This window comes from Protofrankia symbiont of Coriaria ruscifolia (assembly GCF_900634745.1).
GTDB classification, from domain to species: domain Bacteria; phylum Actinomycetota; class Actinomycetes; order Frankiales; family Frankiaceae; genus Protofrankia; species Protofrankia californiensis.
This window is the reverse complement of the sequence record NZ_CAAAFR010000094.1, coordinates 24,049-44,247: the sequence shown is the minus strand read 5'-3', so window position 1 is coordinate 44,247 and position 20,199 is coordinate 24,049. Positions and strand designations below refer to the sequence as shown.

17 protein-coding genes are annotated in these 20,199 nt (G+C 68.6%); 7 read left to right on the top strand and 10 right to left on the bottom strand.

Going from position 1 to position 20,199, the window contains the following annotated elements; genetic code table 11:
• Positions 1 to 193: 193 nt before the first annotated feature.
• Positions 194 to 1,438 (bottom strand): glycosyltransferase, encoded by a 1,245-nt coding sequence (locus tag CV1CTNOD_RS12335; RefSeq protein ID WP_131786257.1) that lies wholly within the window; start codon positions 1,436 to 1,438, stop codon positions 194 to 196.
• Between the two features lie 208 nt (positions 1,439 to 1,646).
• On the opposite strand from CV1CTNOD_RS12335, the gene CV1CTNOD_RS12330 reads away from it, so the two are divergent.
• The gene (locus tag CV1CTNOD_RS12330; protein ID WP_131786256.1) at positions 1,647 to 3,032 is read left to right on the top strand and encodes an oligosaccharide flippase family protein; all 1,386 of its coding nucleotides are present in this window, start codon (positions 1,647 to 1,649) and stop codon (positions 3,030 to 3,032) included.
• Positions 3,033 to 3,093: 61 nt separating this feature from the next.
• On the opposite strand, the gene CV1CTNOD_RS12325 is transcribed toward CV1CTNOD_RS12330, so the two are convergent.
• The 3 genes from CV1CTNOD_RS12325 to CV1CTNOD_RS12320 all read right to left on the bottom strand — a co-directional run bounded on the left by CV1CTNOD_RS12325 (position 3,094) and on the right by CV1CTNOD_RS12320 (position 6,119).
• Complete coding sequence (locus CV1CTNOD_RS12325; RefSeq protein ID WP_165485469.1) at positions 3,094 to 4,239, bottom strand: glycosyltransferase family 2 protein; 1,146 nt, start codon at positions 4,237 to 4,239, stop codon at positions 3,094 to 3,096.
• Positions 4,226 to 5,014 (bottom strand): class I SAM-dependent methyltransferase, encoded by a 789-nt coding sequence (locus CV1CTNOD_RS24690; RefSeq protein WP_165485468.1) that lies wholly within the window; start codon positions 5,012 to 5,014, stop codon positions 4,226 to 4,228. Before CV1CTNOD_RS24690 ends, CV1CTNOD_RS12325 begins: the two co-directional genes overlap by 14 nt.
• 112 nt (positions 5,015 to 5,126) lie before the next feature.
• Positions 5,127 to 6,119 carry a hypothetical protein gene (locus tag CV1CTNOD_RS12320; RefSeq protein ID WP_131786254.1) on the bottom strand — a complete coding sequence of 331 codons (993 nt, stop codon included), beginning with the start codon at positions 6,117 to 6,119 and terminating at the stop codon, positions 5,127 to 5,129.
• A 561-nt stretch (positions 6,120 to 6,680) separates the two neighbouring features.
• Between CV1CTNOD_RS12320 and CV1CTNOD_RS12315 the strand changes: the two genes are divergently transcribed.
• Positions 6,681 to 7,319, top strand: coding sequence for a response regulator transcription factor (locus tag CV1CTNOD_RS12315; RefSeq protein ID WP_165485467.1), 639 nt, complete (start codon positions 6,681 to 6,683; stop codon positions 7,317 to 7,319).
• A 138-nt stretch (positions 7,320 to 7,457) separates the two neighbouring features.
• Positions 7,458 to 8,159 carry a response regulator transcription factor gene (locus CV1CTNOD_RS12310; protein WP_165485466.1) on the top strand — a complete coding sequence of 234 codons (702 nt, stop codon included), beginning with the start codon at positions 7,458 to 7,460 and terminating at the stop codon, positions 8,157 to 8,159.
• Here the strand turns inward: CV1CTNOD_RS12310 and CV1CTNOD_RS12305 are convergent.
• Positions 8,146 to 9,615 carry an MFS transporter gene (locus CV1CTNOD_RS12305; protein WP_131786251.1) on the bottom strand — a complete coding sequence of 490 codons (1,470 nt, stop codon included), beginning with the start codon at positions 9,613 to 9,615 and terminating at the stop codon, positions 8,146 to 8,148. The two genes, CV1CTNOD_RS12310 and CV1CTNOD_RS12305, sit on opposite strands and share 14 nt — an antisense overlap.
• Positions 9,616 to 9,690: 75 nt before the next feature.
• On the opposite strand from CV1CTNOD_RS12305, the gene CV1CTNOD_RS12300 reads away from it, so the two are divergent.
• The 4 genes from CV1CTNOD_RS12300 to CV1CTNOD_RS12285 all read left to right on the top strand — a co-directional run bounded on the left by CV1CTNOD_RS12300 (position 9,691) and on the right by CV1CTNOD_RS12285 (position 12,504).
• Entirely contained in the window at positions 9,691 to 10,176 is a 486-nt protein-coding gene (locus CV1CTNOD_RS12300) for a winged helix-turn-helix transcriptional regulator (protein WP_131786250.1), read from the top strand.
• Between the two features lie 198 nt (positions 10,177 to 10,374).
• On the top strand, positions 10,375 to 10,683 hold the full coding sequence (locus CV1CTNOD_RS12295; protein ID WP_131786249.1) for a hypothetical protein: 309 nt from the start codon (positions 10,375 to 10,377) through the stop codon (positions 10,681 to 10,683).
• A gap of 344 nt (positions 10,684 to 11,027) precedes the next feature.
• Positions 11,028 to 11,399, top strand: coding sequence for a hypothetical protein (locus CV1CTNOD_RS12290; RefSeq protein ID WP_131786248.1), 372 nt, complete (start codon positions 11,028 to 11,030; stop codon positions 11,397 to 11,399).
• Between the two features lie 571 nt (positions 11,400 to 11,970).
• Positions 11,971 to 12,504, top strand: coding sequence for a hypothetical protein (locus tag CV1CTNOD_RS12285; protein ID WP_131786247.1), 534 nt, complete (start codon positions 11,971 to 11,973; stop codon positions 12,502 to 12,504).
• 64 nt (positions 12,505 to 12,568) lie between these two features.
• Here the strand turns inward: CV1CTNOD_RS12285 and cobN are convergent, their stop codons facing one another.
• From cobN to CV1CTNOD_RS12260, 5 genes are all read right to left on the bottom strand, one after another.
• Positions 12,569 to 16,378: a cobaltochelatase subunit CobN gene (cobN, locus tag CV1CTNOD_RS12280; protein WP_347402927.1), complete on the bottom strand. Its 3,810-nt coding sequence runs from the start codon at positions 16,376 to 16,378 to the stop codon at positions 12,569 to 12,571.
• A 108-nt stretch (positions 16,379 to 16,486) separates the two neighbouring features.
• Positions 16,487 to 16,900: a type II toxin-antitoxin system VapC family toxin gene (locus tag CV1CTNOD_RS12275; protein ID WP_131786245.1), complete on the bottom strand. Its 414-nt coding sequence runs from the start codon at positions 16,898 to 16,900 to the stop codon at positions 16,487 to 16,489.
• Positions 16,901 to 16,953: 53 nt separating this feature from the next.
• The gene (locus tag CV1CTNOD_RS12270; protein WP_131786244.1) at positions 16,954 to 17,214 is read right to left on the bottom strand and encodes a hypothetical protein; all 261 of its coding nucleotides are present in this window, start codon (positions 17,212 to 17,214) and stop codon (positions 16,954 to 16,956) included.
• Between the two features lie 336 nt (positions 17,215 to 17,550).
• Positions 17,551 to 19,209, bottom strand: a complete 1,659-nt coding sequence (locus tag CV1CTNOD_RS12265) for a cobyric acid synthase (protein ID WP_165485465.1) — start codon at positions 19,207 to 19,209, stop codon at positions 17,551 to 17,553.
• A complete protein-coding gene (locus tag CV1CTNOD_RS12260) occupies positions 19,161 to 20,189 on the bottom strand; it encodes a cobalamin biosynthesis protein (protein ID WP_131786242.1) in 1,029 nt (342 codons plus the stop codon). The genes CV1CTNOD_RS12265 and CV1CTNOD_RS12260 overlap by 49 nt, the downstream gene beginning before the upstream one ends.
• Between the last annotated feature and the right edge of the window lie 10 nt (positions 20,190 to 20,199).

The window sequence follows — 20,199 nt, the reverse complement described above, 5'->3', positions numbered from 1 at the left end:
GGCCTGGAAACCGCACAACCACCGTACGTCCGCCCATGCCGCCGCCGGCTCCCCTGCCGGCACTAACTCTCCTACGCCATATGCAGGTGGTTGGAATCATGCAGACGGCATGCAGGCGGTTGGAAATCCGCACCGCGGATCATCGCGCTGCGGATCATCGTCGTGCTTCCCGGAGTCGTTCCGGCCGCCGGGATCACTGTGCGCCTCCGGCGATGAAGCGGGCGACCCGGTCGGCCTCGGCCTCCAGGGTTGCGGCGCGCGCTATTTCAAGACCGCGGGCAACCAGACGGTCCCGCAGGTCACCGTCGTCAACGAGGCGGTTCACCGCGTCCACCAGCCCCTGGACGTCCGAGGGCGGCACGAGCAGACCGGCGCGCCCGGCATCGAGCGCGGTGCGCACGCCGCCGACGTCGGTCGCCACGACGGGCGTGCCGCAGGCGAGGCTCTCGATCAGCACCTGCGGCACGCCCTCGGTGAGCGAGACGTGCACAAGGATGTGCGCACGCCGGTAGAGCTGGAGGAGAGCCGGGCCGAAGGGGACGTAACCTCCGAACACGATGCGTCTGTCGACGCCGAGCCGATGAGCATGTCGTCGAACCGCGTCCTCGAGCGGTCCCCGGCCGACCAGCTGCAGCACATAGCGGTCCGACCGCTCCCGCTGCAGCCGTGCAAGTGCCTCGACGAGCAGAAGAGGGTTCTTCTCCAGGTCGATACGGCCGACGGCGAGCAGCTCGACCGGCCCTGTCCAGTCACGTTGTGGCACGGCCACGGCGACATCCCGGGCAGACACCAGGGTGACCGTCATCGGCAGGACCGCCGACCGGCTCTGCCCGTGACCACGCGACCCGTACCGACCTGGTCCGTACCGACGAGGCCCGTAACCACGGGCGAGTTCCTGCCCGACGACTGTCGTCGGCAGCCGCCGCGCCAGCAGGTGGTAGAGCCTGTCCATCCCCCAGACCGGCACGAGCGCCGGTGCCCACAGGCTGCTCGGCAGGCGGCTGCGGAAGTACGCGAGCGTGTCCTGGCGCACGCCGAGTACGACCCGCCTGCGCCGCAGGAGCGCGAGCGCGATCAGTACCATTCCGAACGGGTTCGGCCCGAGCACCCATACAATGTCCACCCGTGCCAGCCCCCGCCACATCCCGGCAACGGTGCCGGCGGCCGCACGCACCAGCTCGCCCACCCGGCGCAGGCTGTCGTAGTACGGCAGTTCGACGAGCTCCACGCTGGGCGAGAGGACGTGATCCGCGGGCCTGTCCGCGTGGACCGTACGGCCGAACAGGACCAGTCCGTCAAAGCGTTGCCCGACCGCACAGGCGAAGAGGAGGAACGCCTGGTCGGAGGAGATCCGCCGCCCGGCAACGGTCTCCTCAAGCCAAACGGTCTCCTCAAGCCAGAAGACGTCGTCGGAGTAGATGCCCAGACGGCGGTACATATTCGGTCATCCAAATCGGCGCTCGGCGACAAGCATGGCCACGAGTAGTCATGAATAGTCAGCAGACAGTCCCGATCATAACCCGGCTCCCCGGCGGCCGGCCAGTCGCAGCGAGACGGGGACGGGACCGTCCGGCCCGGAACGCCGGGAGCACCAGGGGCGCGTGGACGCGTGAGCGAACGGCGAACGGCGAATATAGGCTCCTCGGATGGTCGCGCCTTCGAGGGCAGGTGACGACAGCGGCCCTCGGCATCCCACCTTCGTCTCGTCCGCGCTCGCGACTTGGGGCACGCAGCTTGTGGTCGCCGTCCTCTCGCTGGCCAACGTGCTCATTGTCGCGCGGACGCTGGGCGCCACGGGCAGAGGCGACGTCGCCTTTCTCACCGTGATCGCGTACGTCGTCTCCCAGCTCTCCCTGTTGGGAGTGGAGCAGGCAAACGTCAACTTCGCCTCGGCCGAGCCCGAGCTGCGACCAGCACTGGCAACCAACTCGGTGCTGCTAGCCCTCCTCCTGGGGACAATCGCCGCCGGCGCCGTAAGCGGCCTGATCGCTATTTTCCCCCGTATCGGCGGACATTCGTCGGGTGGCCTGCGCTGGCTCGTGCTCGCCTCGATCCCGATGCTGATCCTCCAGGTCTACCTGCTGTTCCTGGTGCAGGCCGACTACGCCTTCGGGTTCGCGAACGCGGCATACCTGCTCGCCCCGCTGGTGAACGTCAGCGTCAACGGCCTGCTTGCCGTGCTCGGTCTGATCAGCGTTGGCACCGCGGTCGCCGCATGCATGGGCGGCCAGGTACTGGGCACATTGCTGATGGCCTGGTATGTGGCGTGTCGCTCGGCCGGGTTCGGCCGCCCCGACATGCGCCTGGCGAGGCGGTCGCTCGGCTTCGGGATGAAGGCGCACGCCGGGCAGACGATGCTGCTCGCCAACTACAAACTCGACCAGTGGCTCGTCGGCGCCATCGCAGGCGCCCACCAGCTGGGTGTCTACAGTGTGGCGGTCGCATGGGCCGAAGCACTCTTCTACCTGCCGACGGCACTGGCCGCTGTGCAGCGACCGGGCCTGGTGCGCTCCAGGGGCGTCGACGCCGGCCACGAGGCGGCGGCCGTGTTCCGCGCGGCGGTCCTGATAACGCTCCTCCTCGGCGTCGCCCTGATCCTTGCCGCACCTTTTCTCTGCGTGACCGTCTTCGGTGTCGAGTTCCAGGGTTCGATCGTCCAGTTGCGCATTCTGACGGCGGGCGCGTTCGGTATCGTCGCGCTCAAGCTGCTGGGCAACGCGTTGACCGCGCGGGGAAAACCGCTGCTGGAGACCGCGGCGGTGGGTGCCGCGTTCGTCGTCACGGTGGGGCTCGACATTGTTCTCATTCCCGGGCACGGAGGTGTCGGGGCGTCGGTTGCCTCGGTGCTGGCATACTCGGTCGGCGGAATGGTGGTCGGGATTATCTTCGCGCGGACATTGGGAACCGGCCGGGTCAACCTCGTCCCGCGGTGGCGTGACGCGCTCGTACTCGGGCGCGTCGGCCTGCGCTGTTCAGCGCGGCTGGTGCCATCCCGGGCGGCAGCGGCGAACACGCTTCGAGGTGACGGCTGACCTGAACGGCTGACCTGACTCGTCAAAGCCTTTCAGAGCCCTTTTCGGGACTCGGCGGGTTTCAGGCGTGTTGCCGTGAACGGTCCAGGAGCCCCCGCAATGTGCCGAGACCATAGCCTGTGTGCAGCGCGCCGAAACAGACCGCGATTTTGGAGCAGGCCGCGACTTCAGCAGTCATCGCCGACCATTCGTCCGGACGACCTCCGGCAACGACCACGTCAGGAGCAGGCCCGTCTCCGTGCGCGCGCCCCACCGCCGCAACCGCCGACATCAACGCCGCGACCGTGTATGCCAGCGCACCGACGGCGAGGGCCAGACGCGCCCTCGGTATGAAGATCGACGCCCCCGCCAGCCCCACAAACGCGAGCAGGAAAGACGCCGGAGCCAGGTGCCGTGGCCGGACCATGGTGTGGTGTGCCCGGCACACACGTACCCGGGCGCGACCATATCGGTAGTACTGGCGGAAGACAGCCCGCCAGGAAGGGCGTGTTATGTAGTGAAATCTGATCGAGGTGTCGAGGAGGAGCCGGCAGCCCACCTGCCGCAGGCGCCAGTTCAGCTCCTCGTCCTCACCATAGGCCATTGCGGGGTCGAAAAGTCCGACGTGCTCGAGCGCCGCGCGCCGGTAGACGCCGCACTGGACGGTGTCGACGAACTCGTGTTCCGTCCTGCCGGAATACACGCTGCCCCCGACGCCGAAGTGAGATGTACGGGCGAGCGCGACCGCCTCCCCGAAGCGGGTGTCGCCGTGTTGTTCCGGGCGGCCGCCCACGCAGGCGACATCGGACGGGCTGCACCGCAGAACGTCGACGGCGCGGCTGAGGAAGTCGCGTTCCGGGTAGCCGTGCGCGTCCACCTTCGCGACCAGCTCGTTCGAGGAGCTCCTGATGCCGAGGTTCAACGCTTCGGGAAGGTTGCGGCGGCGCCCGTCAGCAATCACCGTGAGGCGCCTGTCGGTGGTTGCCCGCTCGGAGGCGATCGCGACGGTGCGGTCCTGTGAACCGCCGTCGACCAGCCAGACCCGTACCAGTTCCGCCGGATAGTCCTGCGCCAGCACCTCGTCCAGGCAACGGCCGACATATCGTTCCTCGTCGTATGTGGAGATAACGACGTCGATCGTTTTTCGGTCGATCGTTTTTTGGTGGTCGACCGACGTTGCGGCGCTGATTTTCCCGGTATCCTCGGCCGCTGTCTCAGTGCGCCGCATGATATACCGTGTTCGGCGTACCGATTTCCTCGGGATGCTCTTCCCGGGGGCACCTCCCGGCGTTCTTGCGGACGACGCCGGTGATGATGTACCGCCAACCCTCCGGTGTGACCCGTTCGCACAGAGCCTGGTCGACGGCGCCGAGCACCCGCCGCTGCCGTTCGGACCGCCCGAATCCGCCGAGTATCCCCAGCGTCGTGTAGTCGACCGTCCCGAAAGCGGACAACAACCCGACGGCATCCTCGGACGAAAGGTAACTGCACCCCTTCCTGCCCCAGCCGAAATGCGTGCGGAAGAAGCTGTGGATCCTGGTCCCCGCAGCGTTCTCCGCGAACCACAGCTCACCACCCGGCTTCAGCGCCCGGTGCATGTTCGAGATCGCGTTTTGTTGAGGGACGGGCCAGCTGTCACCACTGGTGGTCATTCCCGGGAGCAGCGACTTGAAGGCAACTATGTCGAAGGCCGCCACGTACGGGATACTCAGCACGTCGATCCTCTCGTACGTGATCGCATCACTGATTCCGTACTCCGCGTGCAGACGCCGGGCAGCCGATGACGGTTCCTCCAGGCCGGAACACACGACCTGGAATCCCTTTGTGGCCAGCCACAGTGAGAGACCTCCGTGCGTTCCACCGAAACCGATCTCGAGAACGCTCGGGGCGGCTGCGTCCACTCTTGCGTCCACTCTGCTGTGTTTTTCCCAGAACGACAGGCACCTCGACCAGTTCGCAACGTCCCAACCGATACTGTCGCGGATGAGGCTCGCTCGGTTCATGCCCTGTCACCTGCCCCCCGAAGGTATGAAGTAACCGGATCCGGACCCGCCGTCGGGGCTGCGCGCAGGACGCGACGCCGAACAGGATGATCAAGATATCCGCAAAGAGCCGCTAACTCAGCGTCGCGCAGCCGGTCGGCTCGACGTAGCCGGCGTTGTCGTACGGTCGGCCGAGCGTCAGCACACGCATGTGCGCGAGCAGGCTCTGCGGCAGGTCGACATACGTCTGCTCTCCCCAGGGATAGGGCACCGCGGTCGAGAGCGGATTCTGTGCGACAAGACCGACTCCCCCGCCCGTGTCGCCGAGGATCATCCCGTATCTCTGGAGCGCACGGGCAATGATCATTTCGTACGGGTTGAGGCCGAGCGTCGACAGGTCCACGCCCGGGTCGATCTGCAGGCGCGCGCCCTCGGGGATCGCGCCGGATCCTGTGTTCCTCCCGTCGGCCTCGGTGGCCGGCAGGACAGGACCGCCGGCCCTCGTGTCCGGGTAGGCGAAGAACAGGGCGTGTTTGATCTCGCCTTCCCGGAGCTCCTCGGGCCGGATCAGGCCCGCGGCGCCCGCCGCGCCAGAGCCGGTTGCCGACAGGCCGTGGGGGTACCAGCCCGGCCCGGTTGTGGAGGTCGCGTTCGCCCAGGAGGCCGACCAGCTGCCGTCGGCGTTGTGCACCGCCTGCCAGAAGTCGTACTCGCATCCTGTCGAACGGTCGATGACCACCATGTGGCCGTCGCCGGCCGGGTCGGGCGCGGCGTTCGCGGGGATCGGGACGCCGGACATCGTCGACGCCGGCGCCCACGGGGCGGTCAGTGAGACGGTGTGGCGTGACGTCGTCGAGTCGGTGTAGTGCAGCGGCCGCGACCACTCCTTGACTGCGATCACGAAGCCCTGCGCCTGCGCCGCCGCGACGACCGTCCGCAGCATCGTGGCCGAGTTCACGTCGACGCTCGCGCTCCCCGGGACAGGGGCGTTCCAGGAGCTCGTCGGCGAGTAGAGCGTCACCGATGTGGTCGGGGGAGGTGGTGGGACAGGCACCGGCAGCTGCGGATTCTGACAGGCTTCCAGGCCGGCGCCTGTCAGCAGTGTCAGCAGGGCTGACATCAACACGGCGGATCGGCGCCGAACCCGGGATCGCAGACTGATCGGCACAGACATATGATTTTTTGGCACGCTACTTCCTCGTGGCTACGACGCCCCCCCGGGCGGAGGCACCGTAGCAGTTCCTTCCCGGTACGCCCAAACCCGAACAAGAACGAATTGACCTCCACATCGGTGTCAATACGCTGGCGGGCCGGTAAAGTACGTGGAGTCAGCACAAATGAGCTGCTTGAGACCGCGGGAATCTCACTGCTCACGGTCCGTCTGGATACGTCGGTACGACCGATACCTACCCGGATCTCAGGTGATGCCGCCGCCACGCTTGACAGACCTATGGCACATCGCGCCGGCGTGGCCACCGCCGGCAGCGGTCACCGATAATCCCGCCGGCACGTCACGTAATGTCGCTTGATGCCGCTCAATGTGTCGCGGAGTGCATATGGCATACCGTCGCCGTGGCCGGGTAGGAGTCAATCGGTCCTCGTTGTCGAGCGAAGGTATGCGAAGGTATGGGGGAAGCATGACGGCGGCGCAGACCGATCCGCCCCGGGACACCCGCCGGGTTGCGTCGTGAGGGTGGTTCTCTGCGACGACCACCGGATGTTCGTCGAGGCCATGGCCGCGATGCTGACCGCACGGGGCTGGACGGTGTGCGCCGTGGCTTTCACCGCCGCCGACGCCGAGGGCGTGATCCGATGTCATCGACCCGACCTGGGGATGATCGACCAGGGTTTCCTGGACGGGGGTGGTCTGGAGCTGATCCGTTCCCTGGCCGACCTGACACCGGTGACAAAACTGCTGCTGCTCACCGGTTCCACCGACATCGCGGCGATCAATGCCGCCATCCGGGCCGGTGTCGGTGGATTCGCGTCCAAGACGCAGGACATCGAACGGGTCATCGCGATTGCGGAACGCGTCGGTCATGGAAAGACCATGACCGACGCGAACGTCGCCGTGCGGGCCATGCACGCGCCCCATTACCCCGGTGCGTCAGCCACTGTCGAGAACCTGCTGACCAACCGGGAGCGGGACGTGCTCGTCCGGCTCGGACGAGGGCAGAGCACCGCCATTCTCGCGGCGGAGCTCGGTATTACGGTGAACACGGCGCGCTCACACATCCAGAACGTGCTGAACAAACTCGGCGTACACAGCCGGATGGAGGCCGCCGCGCTGGCGGTCAGGGTCGGGCTGGTGGATCGCTCCTGCTGACCGCCCCCTTCCGCGGCCAGCTCTTCCACGGCTGACCCTGCCGAGGCCGGCCCTTCTGCGCAGCCGGCTCCCGGGCTGATCGGAGGTGTACTGAAAGCACGCGGCCGGTACATATCCAGCATGCAACCGAGTCGAATATTGATCGCCGATTCCCAGCGGGCGTTCAGCGGTGTTCTTGCTGCCGCCATGCGCGCCGAGCATGATTTCACGGTGGTGGACGTGGTGCACAGCGCGGAGGCGGTCACCAAGGTTCTGGAAATGCGCGAGGTGGACATTCTTCTGCTGGACGTGGAACTGCTCGGGGAGGATGCGGCCGAGCTCGTCAGACGATTGCGGCGGCTGTGCGACCGGCTACCGACAGTCGTTGTGACCGATATGGACGACCCTCGTCTGGCCACCGCCGCGGTACGGTCCGGAGTGCGCTCGTGGGTGCCGAAACGGCTGGGTCTGCACCATCTGATGTCCGTGGTGCGAGGTACCCGCAACGGTGAGAGCTGGTTTCCGCCATCGCTGCTGGGGCCCGTTCTCACCGACCTGGCGCGGTCGGCACAGCCGTCCCCCGCGGAGAGGAAGATCTCGACCCTCACCTACCGCGAGCGGCAGATCCTGCAGTGCATGGTGAACGGGCTCGACCGCAACACCATCGCCGCGCGGTTGTTCCTCTCCTCGAACACTGTGCGTACCCATGTTCAGAACCTGCTCGGCAAGCTCGAGGTCCATTCCGGGCTGGAGGCGGTCGCCCTGGCCGCACGCGCCGGGATCGCCTTTGACGAAACGTCCGACGAGGCAGCCGACGAAGCATCCGCACCTTGGCCGCTGGCGAAGTTCAACCAACGCTGACGGACGCCGTGCCGTCGACCGCCGCGGCGTCCGCGGTGTCGTCGACCACAGTGGCGGCCCGTCGCCCGGGACGGGGTAGAGCCAGCGCGAGGAGCCCGCCAGCCAGGGAGATCGCGGCGATGAAATACCAGCCGCGCTGGAAGCCGAGCAGCCGCGACTGCGGCCCGTCCGGGGTGCCGAGCACGGCCACGAACACGGCGACGCCGACGGCGATACCGATCTGGCGGGCCATGCTGACCACGGCCGAGCCGGTGGCGAATCGCGCGGGTGGCAGTGAGGTGGCAGCGGTGGAGAACACAGTGGGCAGGGTCAGCCCGACACCGATACCGGTGAGCAGCATGCCGCCGAGCAGGTCGCGGAGGTAGTCGGGTTCCGAACCAACCGAGATTGCCCACCACAGCACGCCGGCGGAGAAGACCGTGCAGCCGAGGGCGATGACCGCCCCAGGCCCCAGGCGCGGGATGAGCCGGCCGGCGGCCACTGACAGCAGCGGCACCATGGCCGGTCCTACGGCCACCGCAAGGCCGGTCCTAAGGGCGGACCAGCCCCACCCGTCCTGCGCCCACAGCACGACCGACAGCAACATGGCGCCGAACGCGGCAGAGAACAGGGTTGCGCTACCCAACGTCACCGAAAAGCTACGGCTGCGCAACAGGGCGAGTTCGAGGACCGGGCTGCTGTGGCGCGCCGAACGGGCCAGGAATGCCACGACGAGTGCTGCGGTGGCGACGAGCAGGCCGATGACCCGCCAGGAACCCCAGCCCCAGTCGTCACTCTTGACCAGGCCGAACGTCAGCGCTCCGATTCCGATGGTGAGCAGGGCCGTTCCGGCGGCATCCGGCAGCGGGCCGCGTTCCCCCGGCGGGTCGGGCAGGATACGGGCGCCTGCGACGAGGGCCGCGATCCCGACGGGGATGTTCACCAGGAACACCCATCGCCAGCTGGCGCTGACCAGCAGACCTCCGGCAACCGGTCCGAAGGCGGCGGCCAGTCCGCCCATCGCGGTCCATGTGCGCACTGCCGCGCTGCGGCGGGCGGGCGGGTAGGCGGCGAGCACCAGGCTCAGGGAGGTGGGCACCACAGCAGCCGCGCCGACCGCCTGGATGCCACGGAAGGCGACGAGCGTCCAGACGCTGTTCGACACCGCGCAGCATGCGGAGGCGGCGGTGAACAGGGCAAGGCCGAGGAGGAAGCCGCTCTTCCGGCTGGCGCGGTCGGCGAGCCGTCCGACCGGGACGAGCAGGGCGGCAAAGATGATCGCGTAGGCGTTGAGCACCCAGGACAGGTTGCTCAGGCTCGCGCCGTGGAAGTCACCCGAGATCTGCGGCAGGGCGACGTTGACGATGAACAGGTCGAGGCTGGGCAGGACCACGCCGGCGCACACGATCGCCAGCACGAGCCCCGGGCGATCTGCCAGCCTCGGATGATCATCTGTTTCCGCAGTAGGTCTTGTCATGCAACGCACGGTAGACACGTTGAGTTCTGTCATGCAACTCTTCAGTTCCGTCACGCAACTCTGTATCGTCCGGTCATGCGGCGGGTCAGCTTCGAGGATGTGAACTGCTCGATTGCCCAGTACCTGGAGGTCGTGGGCGAGTGGTGGACGCCATTGATCCTCCGGGACGCCTTTTTCGGGGTCTCTCGCTTCGACGACTTCCAGCAGCGACTCGGCATCGCCCGCAACGTCCTCGCCCAGCGGCTCGACCATCTCCTCGCCCACGGTGTCCTCGACCGCGTCCCCTACCAGGAACACCCGGTCCGTTACGACTACCGGCTCACCGATAAGGGACGCGATCTCTGGCAGGTGCTGACCGCGATGCGGCAGTGGGGCGACCGGTGGGCCACGCCCCCCGCCGGCCCGCCCGTCGAGCTCGTGCACGAGACCTGCGGACATGTGGCCGAGGCGGTCCCGGCCTGCTCGCAGTGTGGCGCTACGCTGCGCCCGGGAGAGGTACGGATAGTCGCCGGACCGGGTGCGGCCGACGGCAGGACCCTGCCGCCGGCCGAGCGACTTTGATCACCGTCGGTCTCTGCGGCCCCTCGACCGGCCTTGGTCAGGCCTGCCGATCGTCACGCCCACCCGCCGTCAGGCTCGCGAGACGGTACGGCGGCGGGCCGGGCACCGGCTGCTGCAGTCCGGTTACATAACTACCCGTAACCATATGTTCACTCTATTGCCGCCGGTCGTCCGCGGACGACCGGCAATGTTGTCGTCATGGCAGAGCCGCCGGTGGTCATATTCGGTCAAAGTACCGATAGCGACAGCTGGTGGGCGCTCCTGCCCTCCGCCGAGGTCCTACGCGCGCCGCGTTTCGACGATCTTCTCACCCATGTCGAGCGCGTGATGGCCGGGCAGGCACCGGGCCGGCCGTTCACGCTCATGCTCGACCATCGCGGTACCCGCGAGCCGGGCGTCACACCGCGGGCGCGCCGGCGCAGACGCAGGCCACCGCTGCCTTCCGAACGGCCACAAGATGATCATCAGGACGCCGACCCGCGGAGAGCCGTGAACCGCCGGACGTGATCAACAGGCCACCCCTTCCTATCTTTCCTGTCTTTTTCTGTCTGGATGGGACACCCGGACAATGTGCACCCGGCGGCCACCGGCCCGCTATTGCATTCTCTGATGGTTTGGTAGGGCCACGGCCGCCGATCCCGGACGCGCTTCGAAGCCGTTAACTGCGACGGGGTGGGGTGGGGCGCCAATGTTAACGCCTGGCGGCCATGACTGCATCCGGTGCTGTCACTCCCCGTCAGAAAATCGCGTCAAGGTGACAATGTTTACCACTGCGCGGTGAACGGGAATGCTGGACCAGGGCGCCCAAGCTGTAGTCATCGGCTTACCGGCCAACCATGAAAGGGAGTGGCATGACGCTCGCGAAAAAGCCCGTGTACCTGCTGCCCGCAGTAGGCGTTGCCCTCGCGGCCTTCCTGTTTACCCCGGCGGTCGCCCAGGCAGCCCCGTCGACGAGCCAGATCGAGAAATCGTACGACAACAAGTACGATCACGACAAGTACGACCAGGTGAAGTACGACTTCAAGAATCATGATCACGGAACATATGGATATAAGAAACACGACAACGGAAAATACGACTACAAGAAATTTGATTACGGAAAGTACGACCACAGTAAGTCCTACGGCAAATCGTACGACGAGCACGGCAAGTCCTACGGCAAGTCGTACGGCAAGTCCTACGGCAAGTCGTACGACGAGCACGGCAAGTCGTACGGCAAGTAGGAGCCATAACTCCTACGGCAGGTAGGAACTTGGCGAGAAACCCCGTCCGTCCACCGGAACCACCGGAGAGGTAAACGACCGCCGGCATGCCCGTTGCGGCCACAAGGGCGCCCGCAGGAGTTCCACGGCCTGAACATGTGAACGGGCCCGGCACCCGCCGACGACCTTCCGGAACGGCAGGGGCAGAAAACCGCGGTCTGCGGACCGCCCACAACCCGGGCGGCCCGCAGACCCGGCTGTCGTCAGCCTCTACACCTGTTATGAGCAGATGCCGGCCGAGACTGGGCGAGACTGGGGAGGCCATGGGCTCCTACCTCCGGGGGAACAGCTGAAAGCCGGCGGTGGAGGCGGTCCGGCCGATGACCGTGGACCAGCTGCCGCCGGGTAGGACCACGACCCGCCAGTCCCCCGCTCCCAGCGCAGCTCGGCGCGGCCGTCGGCAGCATCCCGTACGCGTGGGGTGCTGGTGACGCATTTCTTACAGATGCACGGTCTCCGCTGTCTGTGCGCTTTATCCTCTCTGTGAGGATCATCGGGGGTGATGGTCCCGGTGACGCCAGAGGGACAGGTCATGCATCGGTCGTTCGGTCCTGGGAAAAGGCGGCTGCGTCCTCATGTCCGGGGACTCACCGCCATCACGCTGCTACTCACGCTCGCGTTGGTCGGCTGCAACCAGCACAACCAGGGACACCGTAGGAGCGGATCATCGCAGGCTCCCCCGCCGACCGCCACCAGGACCCCGGTGAAAACGCCGACCGCTACCAGGACAGTGACCCCGTCGACATCCACGTCGTACACCGACGCCATGTTCTACCTCGGTCGCAGCATCGGCGACCCGAACAACCGAGTATCGTGTGCCAGCGGCATCGATTATCCGTTCAAAATCCAGGACGCGACCAAGCCGATCCACTGGAAGACGCGGTTCAGCTCCGGCGCGACCGAGGTGTTCACCGATCCGCGAGAGGGCAATCTGAGACCGGGTGGGGTACAAGTCATCACCGTGCGGGGGACGTACGTCGGTGCGTCCGGATCTTATTTCACGGTGACGGTCTACTCCGAGCAGGCCCGCAGCGTCAGCTACTCCATCGAGTTGTTCTGCCGGTGAGCGCGTGGGCCGGGCCGATGCCGGCTGGCTGCCGGTCCACGCGTCTATCGCGGCTTATTGCAGCTTATTGCGGCTCGTCAGAGCCCTCGTCGGGGCCTTCGAGGTCGCCTTCGAGGTCGCCTTCGAGGTCGAGGTATGACTGGCGGAGGCCGTCGATGGTGGCGGCGTCCGGTTTCTCCCACAGACCGCGGTCGGCGGCCTCCAGCAGACGTTCGGCAATGCCGCGTAGCGCCCACGGGTTGGACGCCTGCATGAAGTCGCGGGTTTCCGGGTCGAAGACGTAGGACGCGGCCAGCGACTCGTACATCCAGTCCTGGACGACACCGGCGGTGGCGTCGTAACCGAACAGATAGTCGACGGTCGCGGCCAGTTCGAACGCGCCTTTGTAACCGTGGCGGCGCATTGCCGCGATCCACCGCGGGTTCACCACCCGGGCACGGAACACCCGGTGGGTTTCCTCCTGCAAGGTGCGCGTCCTGACCGCGTCCGGTATGGCGCTGTCCCCGATGTAGGCGGCCGGGGACGCACCGGTGAGCGCCCGTACCGCCGCGACCATCCCGCCGTGATATTGGAAGTAGTCGTCGGAGTCGACAAGGTCGTGTTCGCGGGTGTCGGCGTTCTTCACGGCCACCTGAATGCGGCGGAACGCCTGTTCCATGTCGGCGCGCGCCTCCCGGCCGTCGAGATCGCGGCCGTAGGCGTAGCCGCCCCAGACCGCGTACACCTCGGCGAGGTCCGCGTCCGACCGCCACTCCCGCGAATCGATCAGGGGCAGCAGCCCGGCACCGTACGCTCCCGGTTTCGAGCCGAAGATCCGGGTGGTCGCCCGCCGCCGGTCACCGTGGGCGGCACCGTCGCGCGTGAGGTCGGCGCGGACGTGCGCGGCAAGCAGGTTGTCGGCGTCGGCCTCGTCGTCGAGGGCGGCGACGGTGGTCACCGCCTCGTCCAGCAGCGCGATCACGTGGGGGAAGGCGTCCCGGAAGAAACCGGAGATCCGCACCACCACGTCCACCCGGGGCCGGCCCAGCTCCGACAGGGGTACCACCTCGAAACCGGTCACCCGCCGGGAGGCGTCGTCCCAGGTAGGACGGCAGCCGAGCAGCGCCAGCACCTCCGCGATGTCATCACCCTGCGTGCGCATGGCGGAGGTGCCCCAGACGGTCAGGCCCACCGAGGCCGGGTAGGCGCCGGTGTCGGCGAGGTGGCGGGCGAGCAGCGAGTCGGCGAGCGCACGGCCGGTCTCCCAGGCCAGCCGGGACGGGATCGCCTTCGGGTCGACCGAGCAGAAGTTCCGCCCGGTCGGCAGCACGTTGACCAGCCCCCGGGTGGGCGAGCCCGACGGTCCGGGCGGCACGAACCCACCGGCCAGTGCCCGGAGCACATTGGTGATCTCGTCCGGTGTCCGGTCCAGGCGAGGCACCACCTCGGACGCGGCGAACGCGAGCACCCGCTCGACCTCGGCGTATCCGGTGCTGGCGGCACGGCCGACCCCGCTGCCAGCCGCCCCGGTGGCTCCTTCGGTGGCGCTCCTGGTGGCTGTTCCGGTGGCGCTCCCGGTGGTTTCCCCGGCACCGGGCTGGAGGGTGCCGGACGGGAGAGCGCCGGACTGTAGAACGTCCGCGCACACCCTGGATGCCGCGGCAGGATCCCAGCCGGCGGCCTCCATGCCGGCGACGAGCGCGCGGGCGGTCGCCTCGAAGCCGTCGACTTCCGCGCGCGCGGCGCCGGCGCCCTCGACGTGGCCGAGAGCGGCCCGCAATCCCGGTAGCGCCCGCGCCGTGCCGCTCCACACCTGCGACGCCCGCAGGATCGCCAGTACCAGGTTCACCCGCGCCTCACCGGCCGGCGCGTCGCCGAGGATGTGCAGACCGTCACGGATCTGGGTGTCCTTCACCTCGCAGAGGTATCCGTCGACGTGCAGCAGGAAGTCGTCGAAGTCGTCGTCGCCGGGACGCTCGTCCAGTCCGAGATCATGATGGAGCTGGGCGGCCTGGATGAGCGTCCAGATCTGCGCCCGGACCGCCGGCAGCTTCGCCGGGTCCAGCGCGGCCAGGGTGGCGTGCTCGTCCAGGAGCTGTTCCAGCCTGGCCATGTCACCGTAGGTGTCGGCACGGGCCATCGGCGGCACCAGATGATCGACGATGACCGCGTGTGCCCGGCGCTTGGCCTGCGTACCCTCCCCGGGGTCGTTGACCAGGAAGGGGTAGACCAGCGGCAGATCGCCGAGGACCGCGTCCGGCGCACACTCCGCCGACAGGCCCAGTCCCTTGCCGGGCAGCCACTCCAGGGTGCCGTGCTTGCCCAGGTGCACGATCGCGTCCGCGCCGAACTCCTCGTCCAGCCAGCGGTAGGCGGCCAGGTAATGGTGGGACGGCGGCAGGTCCGGGTCGTGGTAGATCGCCACCGGGTTCTCCCCGAACCCCCGCGGCGGCTGGATCATGAGCAGGATGTTGCCGAACCGCAATGCGGCCAGCACGATCGCGGGTTCCCGCGCATCAGCGGGCCGCGGCAGTCCGCCACCGCTGCCACGGCCGCCACCAGGAACGTTCCCGGGAACCTCCGTGGGGGCGTCAACGTAGAGGGTGCCGGGCGGATCACCCCAGTGCCGGACCATACCCTCGCGCAGGGATTGCGGCAGCGCGTCGAACCAGCGCCGGTACACCTTTGCCGGCACCCGTGCCGGCGCGGCCGCGAGCTGCTGTTCGGTCAGCCATTCGACGTCGTGCCCGCCAGCGGCGATGAGCGTGTGGATGAGCGTGTCCCCGTCGGCGGGGACCGCCTGCCCCTGCGGGCCGTCCTCCCCCAGGTCGTAGCCGGCCGCACGCAGCGCGTCCAGCAGCCGGACGGCGGACACCGGGGTGTCCAGGCCCACGGCATTGCCGACCCGGGCGTGCTTGGTCGGGTACGACGACAGCACCAGCGCGATCTTCTTCTCGGCGTTCGGGACGTGCCGCAGCCGGGCCAGCCGGGCGGCGATCCCGGCGAGGCGGGTGGCACGTTCGGGGTCGGCCACGTAGACGGGCACCCCGTCCGGCCCGGACTCCTTGAACGAGAACGGCACCGTGATGATCCGGCCGTCGAACTCGGGGATCGCGACCTGCATGGCCGCGTCCATCGGTGACAGCCCTGCGTCGCTGCCCGCCCACTGCGCCCGGGACGACGTCAGGCACAGGCCCTGCAGCACGGGCACGTCGAGCGCGGCGAGCGCGCTGACGTCCCACGCCTCGTCGTCCCCGCCCGCCGAGGCGTCAGCCGGCCGGGTGCCGCCGGCCGCGAGCACCGTCACGATCAGTGCGTCCACCCCCGCCAGCAGCGGGAGCACGCCGCCCGGGGTGGAGTCCAGCCCGCGCAGCGAGGTGGCGAACACCGGCCTGGCGTTGACCCCGCGCGCGTCCAGCGCGTCGCACAGCACGTCCACGAACCCGGTGTTCCCGGACGTCGCGTGCGCCCGGTAGAACACGACACCGACAGTCGGACGGTCCGTCTTGGCCGTCCGGCTACCCGCCCACGAGTCGTGCACCCCGGCCGCGGGCATCGCCGTGGGCGGCGCGAACCCGAACCCGGTCAGCAGCAGCGTGTCGGCGAGGAAGCGGTACAGCTCGGCGAGGTTGGTGGTGCCGCCCTCCACCAGGTAGCCGAGCGCCTCGGTCGCGACACCGGCCGGCACGGTGGCGCGGCGCATCAGTTCGGCGTCGGGTAGCGCTTCCCCGCCGAGTACGACCGTGGGCAGCCCGGCGGCGAGCGTCGCGTCCAGACCGTCGGGCCACGTCCGGGCTCCCCCGAGCAGCCGGATGACCACCGCGTCCGCGCCCTGCACCAGGGCGGGGACGTCCGCGGCGGCGAGCCGGGCCGGATTCGCCACCCGCCAGTGCATCCCGCTGGCCCGGGCCGCCAGCAGCTCGGTGTCGGCGGTGGACAGCAGGACGATCACCGGTTCGGTGCCAGGGCGTGTCACGTCGATGCTCCCGATGGGGTGAAAGGATCAGCCGGTGAAGGGGTTCGACAGACGTACCCCGGTGTGGTCGAAATCTTTGGTGTTGCGGGTGACCAGCGTCCGATCGTGGGCCTTGGCGGTGGCCGCGATAAGTGCGTCAACCGTGGGAGGGGGATGTGCTCCGCTGCGCGCTCCCCATGTCCGCGCGATGGTGAGGGTCACCGGCAGGATCCGTTCGTCGAATTCTTCGATGACGTCGTCCAACCAGCCTTCGAAAACGGCTGCCTGCCGATGGTTGCCCCGTTCGAGCAGACGTGTGATGCCGTGTGTGATTTCTCCCATGGCCAGTACGGACAGGTACAGGCGGTCCACCGGCACAGTGGAGATCCATTCCGTCACGCCGGGGTTCCGTGTGTGTTTCCTGGTCGCGGACAGGATATTGGTGTCCAGCAGGTAACTCACCGGCCGTCGCCCAGGTCGATCTCCTGGAGGAACTCGATTCGCGTATCGCACGATCAACATGTGTTGAGGGCGCAGGCGTTCTTGTACCACCAGGAAGCCGCGGACGTAGCAGACTGGTCCTCCCGGATCGCCACGACGCGCTCCGTGTTGAACGCCCAGTTGATCTGGAACTTACCGCTTTTCAGAAAAATACACACTTTGCGACCCAGGGCCGCGCTGGTAGGGGTGTGCCAGGTGCCGTTCATCTCCTGACCCTGGTTGCAGTCACCGAGGCCGTTGACGGATTTCGCGGCACGGTCCAGGTATGCCTCCATATCCGTGGAGGTTCGATACCGTAGGAACTGAACCCTGGAGGAGCCTTCGGCGGTCTCGCATGTGATCGCGGCCGAGGCGTACCAGGGGGCCACCGACTCGAGGTCGGGGCGGCCGTGACAGGATTCGCGATCGATCTTGTTGAAGTTCGGCAGATCGCATATGTCCGTCTGGTCGCTCCTGATGGACGGTGACGATGTACTCGGTGTGCATGGCGGACGAGGTGTCCCCGTGATGATCGGAGTCGGTCTGGTGCTCACCACCGGCTTCGGCATGGTGGTGACTGTCGGCTCTGCCGTGCCAGGCGACACGCTCGGGGTCGGCGGGGGCTGCGGATGTCATCTCGGTGCTCCCGGTGGGACGAAGGGAAGGCCGGCCGGCGGACCGCCGTCGAGCAGCCTGCGTATGGCCGCGGTGTCGAGATGGTCCGCGACCAGGTCGCCGAGGGCGTCGAGGCGGCGCCGGCGGACGTCGGCGAAGCAGGTGCGGGCCGGGATGAACGACCGTCCGGCGCGGGCCGCCACATCGACGAGGAACTCCCGGCGGAACTCGTCGTTCTCCAGCAGGCCGTGCCAGCTCGTGCCGGCGACCGCGCCGGCACGCACACCGTCCGCGGCGAACGGCTCGGCGGCTGGCTTCCCGGCTGACCACGCAGCTGACTTCCCGGCCGGCCCAGTGTCATGGACGGTGAGCCGGCCGTGGCGGATCTCGTAGCCGGTCACGGCCAGGCCGCCGGACGTCGTCCCGGCACGGCGGCCGAGCAGCTTGTCGGGGGCGAAGGCGGTGGTCACCGGCAGCAGACCGAGCCCGTCCACCTCACCGGCGCCGGACTCGACCGGGTCGTCGATGCGCCGGCCGAGCATCTGGTATCCGCCGCAGATCCCCAGCAGCGGCCGGCCCCGCGCGGCCCGAGCACGCAGGACGGCGTCCAGGCCGCGCCGGCGCAGCCAGGCGAGATCCTCGACGGTCGCCCGCGTCCCGGGAACGACCACCAGATCGGCGTCGGCGAGGTCATCGGGCCGGGTCGCGAATCCCACGACCACCCCGGGTTCGGCCCGTAACGCGTCGATATCAGTGATGTTGGACAGTCGCGGCAGTCGGATCACCGCCACCCGCAGGACGTCGCCGGTGTCGTCGCAGCCACCGCCACCGCCGATGCCGCTACCTGCACCGTCGCTGTCGGCATCCGGGTAGGCGGTCGCCGGGTGCCCCGATGCCGGATAGGAGGCGAGATCCAGGGAGTCCTCGACATCGAGCCACAGGCCGGACCGCCACGGGAGTACCCCGTGCACCGGACGGCCGGTGAGCTGTTCGAGCTGGCGCAGCCCGGGTTCCAGCAGCCGGGGGTCGCCGCGGAACTTGTTGATGATCCAGCCCGCGACCAGCGCCTGGTCGCTTGCGTCCAGCAGCGCGAGGGTGCCGAACAGCGCGGCGAACACCCCGCCGCGGTCGATGTCGCCGACGACCAGCACCGGCAGGTTCGCGGCCCGGGCCAACCCCATGTTCGCGATGTCGGTGTCCCGCAGGTTGATCTCCGCGGGTGAACCGGCGCCCTCGCAGATCACCGCATCGAACCGGCTGCGCAGGTCGGCCAGGCAGTCCGCGACGATGCCGGCCAGGTGCGCCTTGTACGGACGGTAGCCCAACGCGTCGACCTCGGCGACGGGCCGGCCCAGGACGACGAGCTGGCTGTGCCGGTCACCGCCGGGTTTGAGCAGCACCGGGTTCATCGCCGCCTCCGGCTCGACCCCGGCGGCGGCGGCCTGCATCGCCTGGGCGCGGCCGATCTCCGCGCCGTCCGCGGTCACCACCGAGTTCAACGCCATGTTCTGCGCCTTGAACGGCGCGACCCGGACACCTTCGCGGGCAAGCCAGCGGCACAGCCCGGCGGTGACCACGCTCTTGCCCGCGTCCGACGTCGTCCCGGCGACCAGCAGCGCTCCCCCGCTCACCGCCGGTCCTGCCGGGTCCGCCGGCGCAGACGTGCGGAGGTCCATGCCGGCCCCAGCGTCGACCGGGCCGTCGCCGTGGCCGCGGCGACACCGACTGACAGGAGCAGCGCACAGGCGCTGACCGCGGCGGAGAGGACCGCGGCCCGCTCCAGGTCGGCGGGTACGGCCGGCCGGCCGTACCCCATGACCGGCCGGTGCTCCACCCCGTGGTGGTAACGCAGCGTCCCGCCGAGCCGCAGCCCGAGCGCTCCGGCGAACGCCGCCTCCACCTGACCGGCGTTCGGGCTCGGATGACTGCGACCGTCGCGGCGCATCACCCAGTAGGCGTCGACGGACGAGCCGCCCACGACCGGTGCGCAGACGCAGGCCAGCAGCCCGGCGAGGCGTGACGGCAGGAGGTTCGCAAGATCGTCCAGGCGGGCCGAAGCCCAGCCGAAACGGGCGTGCCGGGTGCTGCGGTAGCCGACCATCGCATCCAGGGTGTTGATCGCCCGGTAGCCGAGCAGACCCGGTACACCGCCGAGGGCCCCCCACACCAGCGGCCCGACGACCGCGTCCGAGGTGTTCTCGGCAAGTGACTCCACCCCTGCGCGGGACAGACCGGCGCAGTCGAGGACGGCCGGGTCCCGACCGCACAGCGACGGCAGGCGGCTGCGGGCCGCGGCCAGGTCACCGCGGACGAGTTCGCTGCCGAGGTGGCGGCCATGACGGCGCAGGGACGTCCCGCCCAGCACCGTCCACGTTGCTGCCGCGGTCAGCGCCGCCGAGGTGGCGCCCTGGCAGCCGAGCCGGCGTCCGACCCTGGTCACACCGGATCGCACCAGGGCGCTTGCGGTGACGGTGCCGCCGGCGAGAGCGCAGGTGTAGGCCAGGCCGGCGGCCCGGCTGTCGCGATACAGCACCTGTTCGGTGTGGTTGGCGACAGTCCCGAAGGCGGCCACCGGGTGCATCCGCGCCGGGTCGGCGAGGGCGGCGTCGAGCGCGGCGCCGGCCAGCAGCCCGACAGCGCGAAACCATCCGGACATGGGAGTTCTC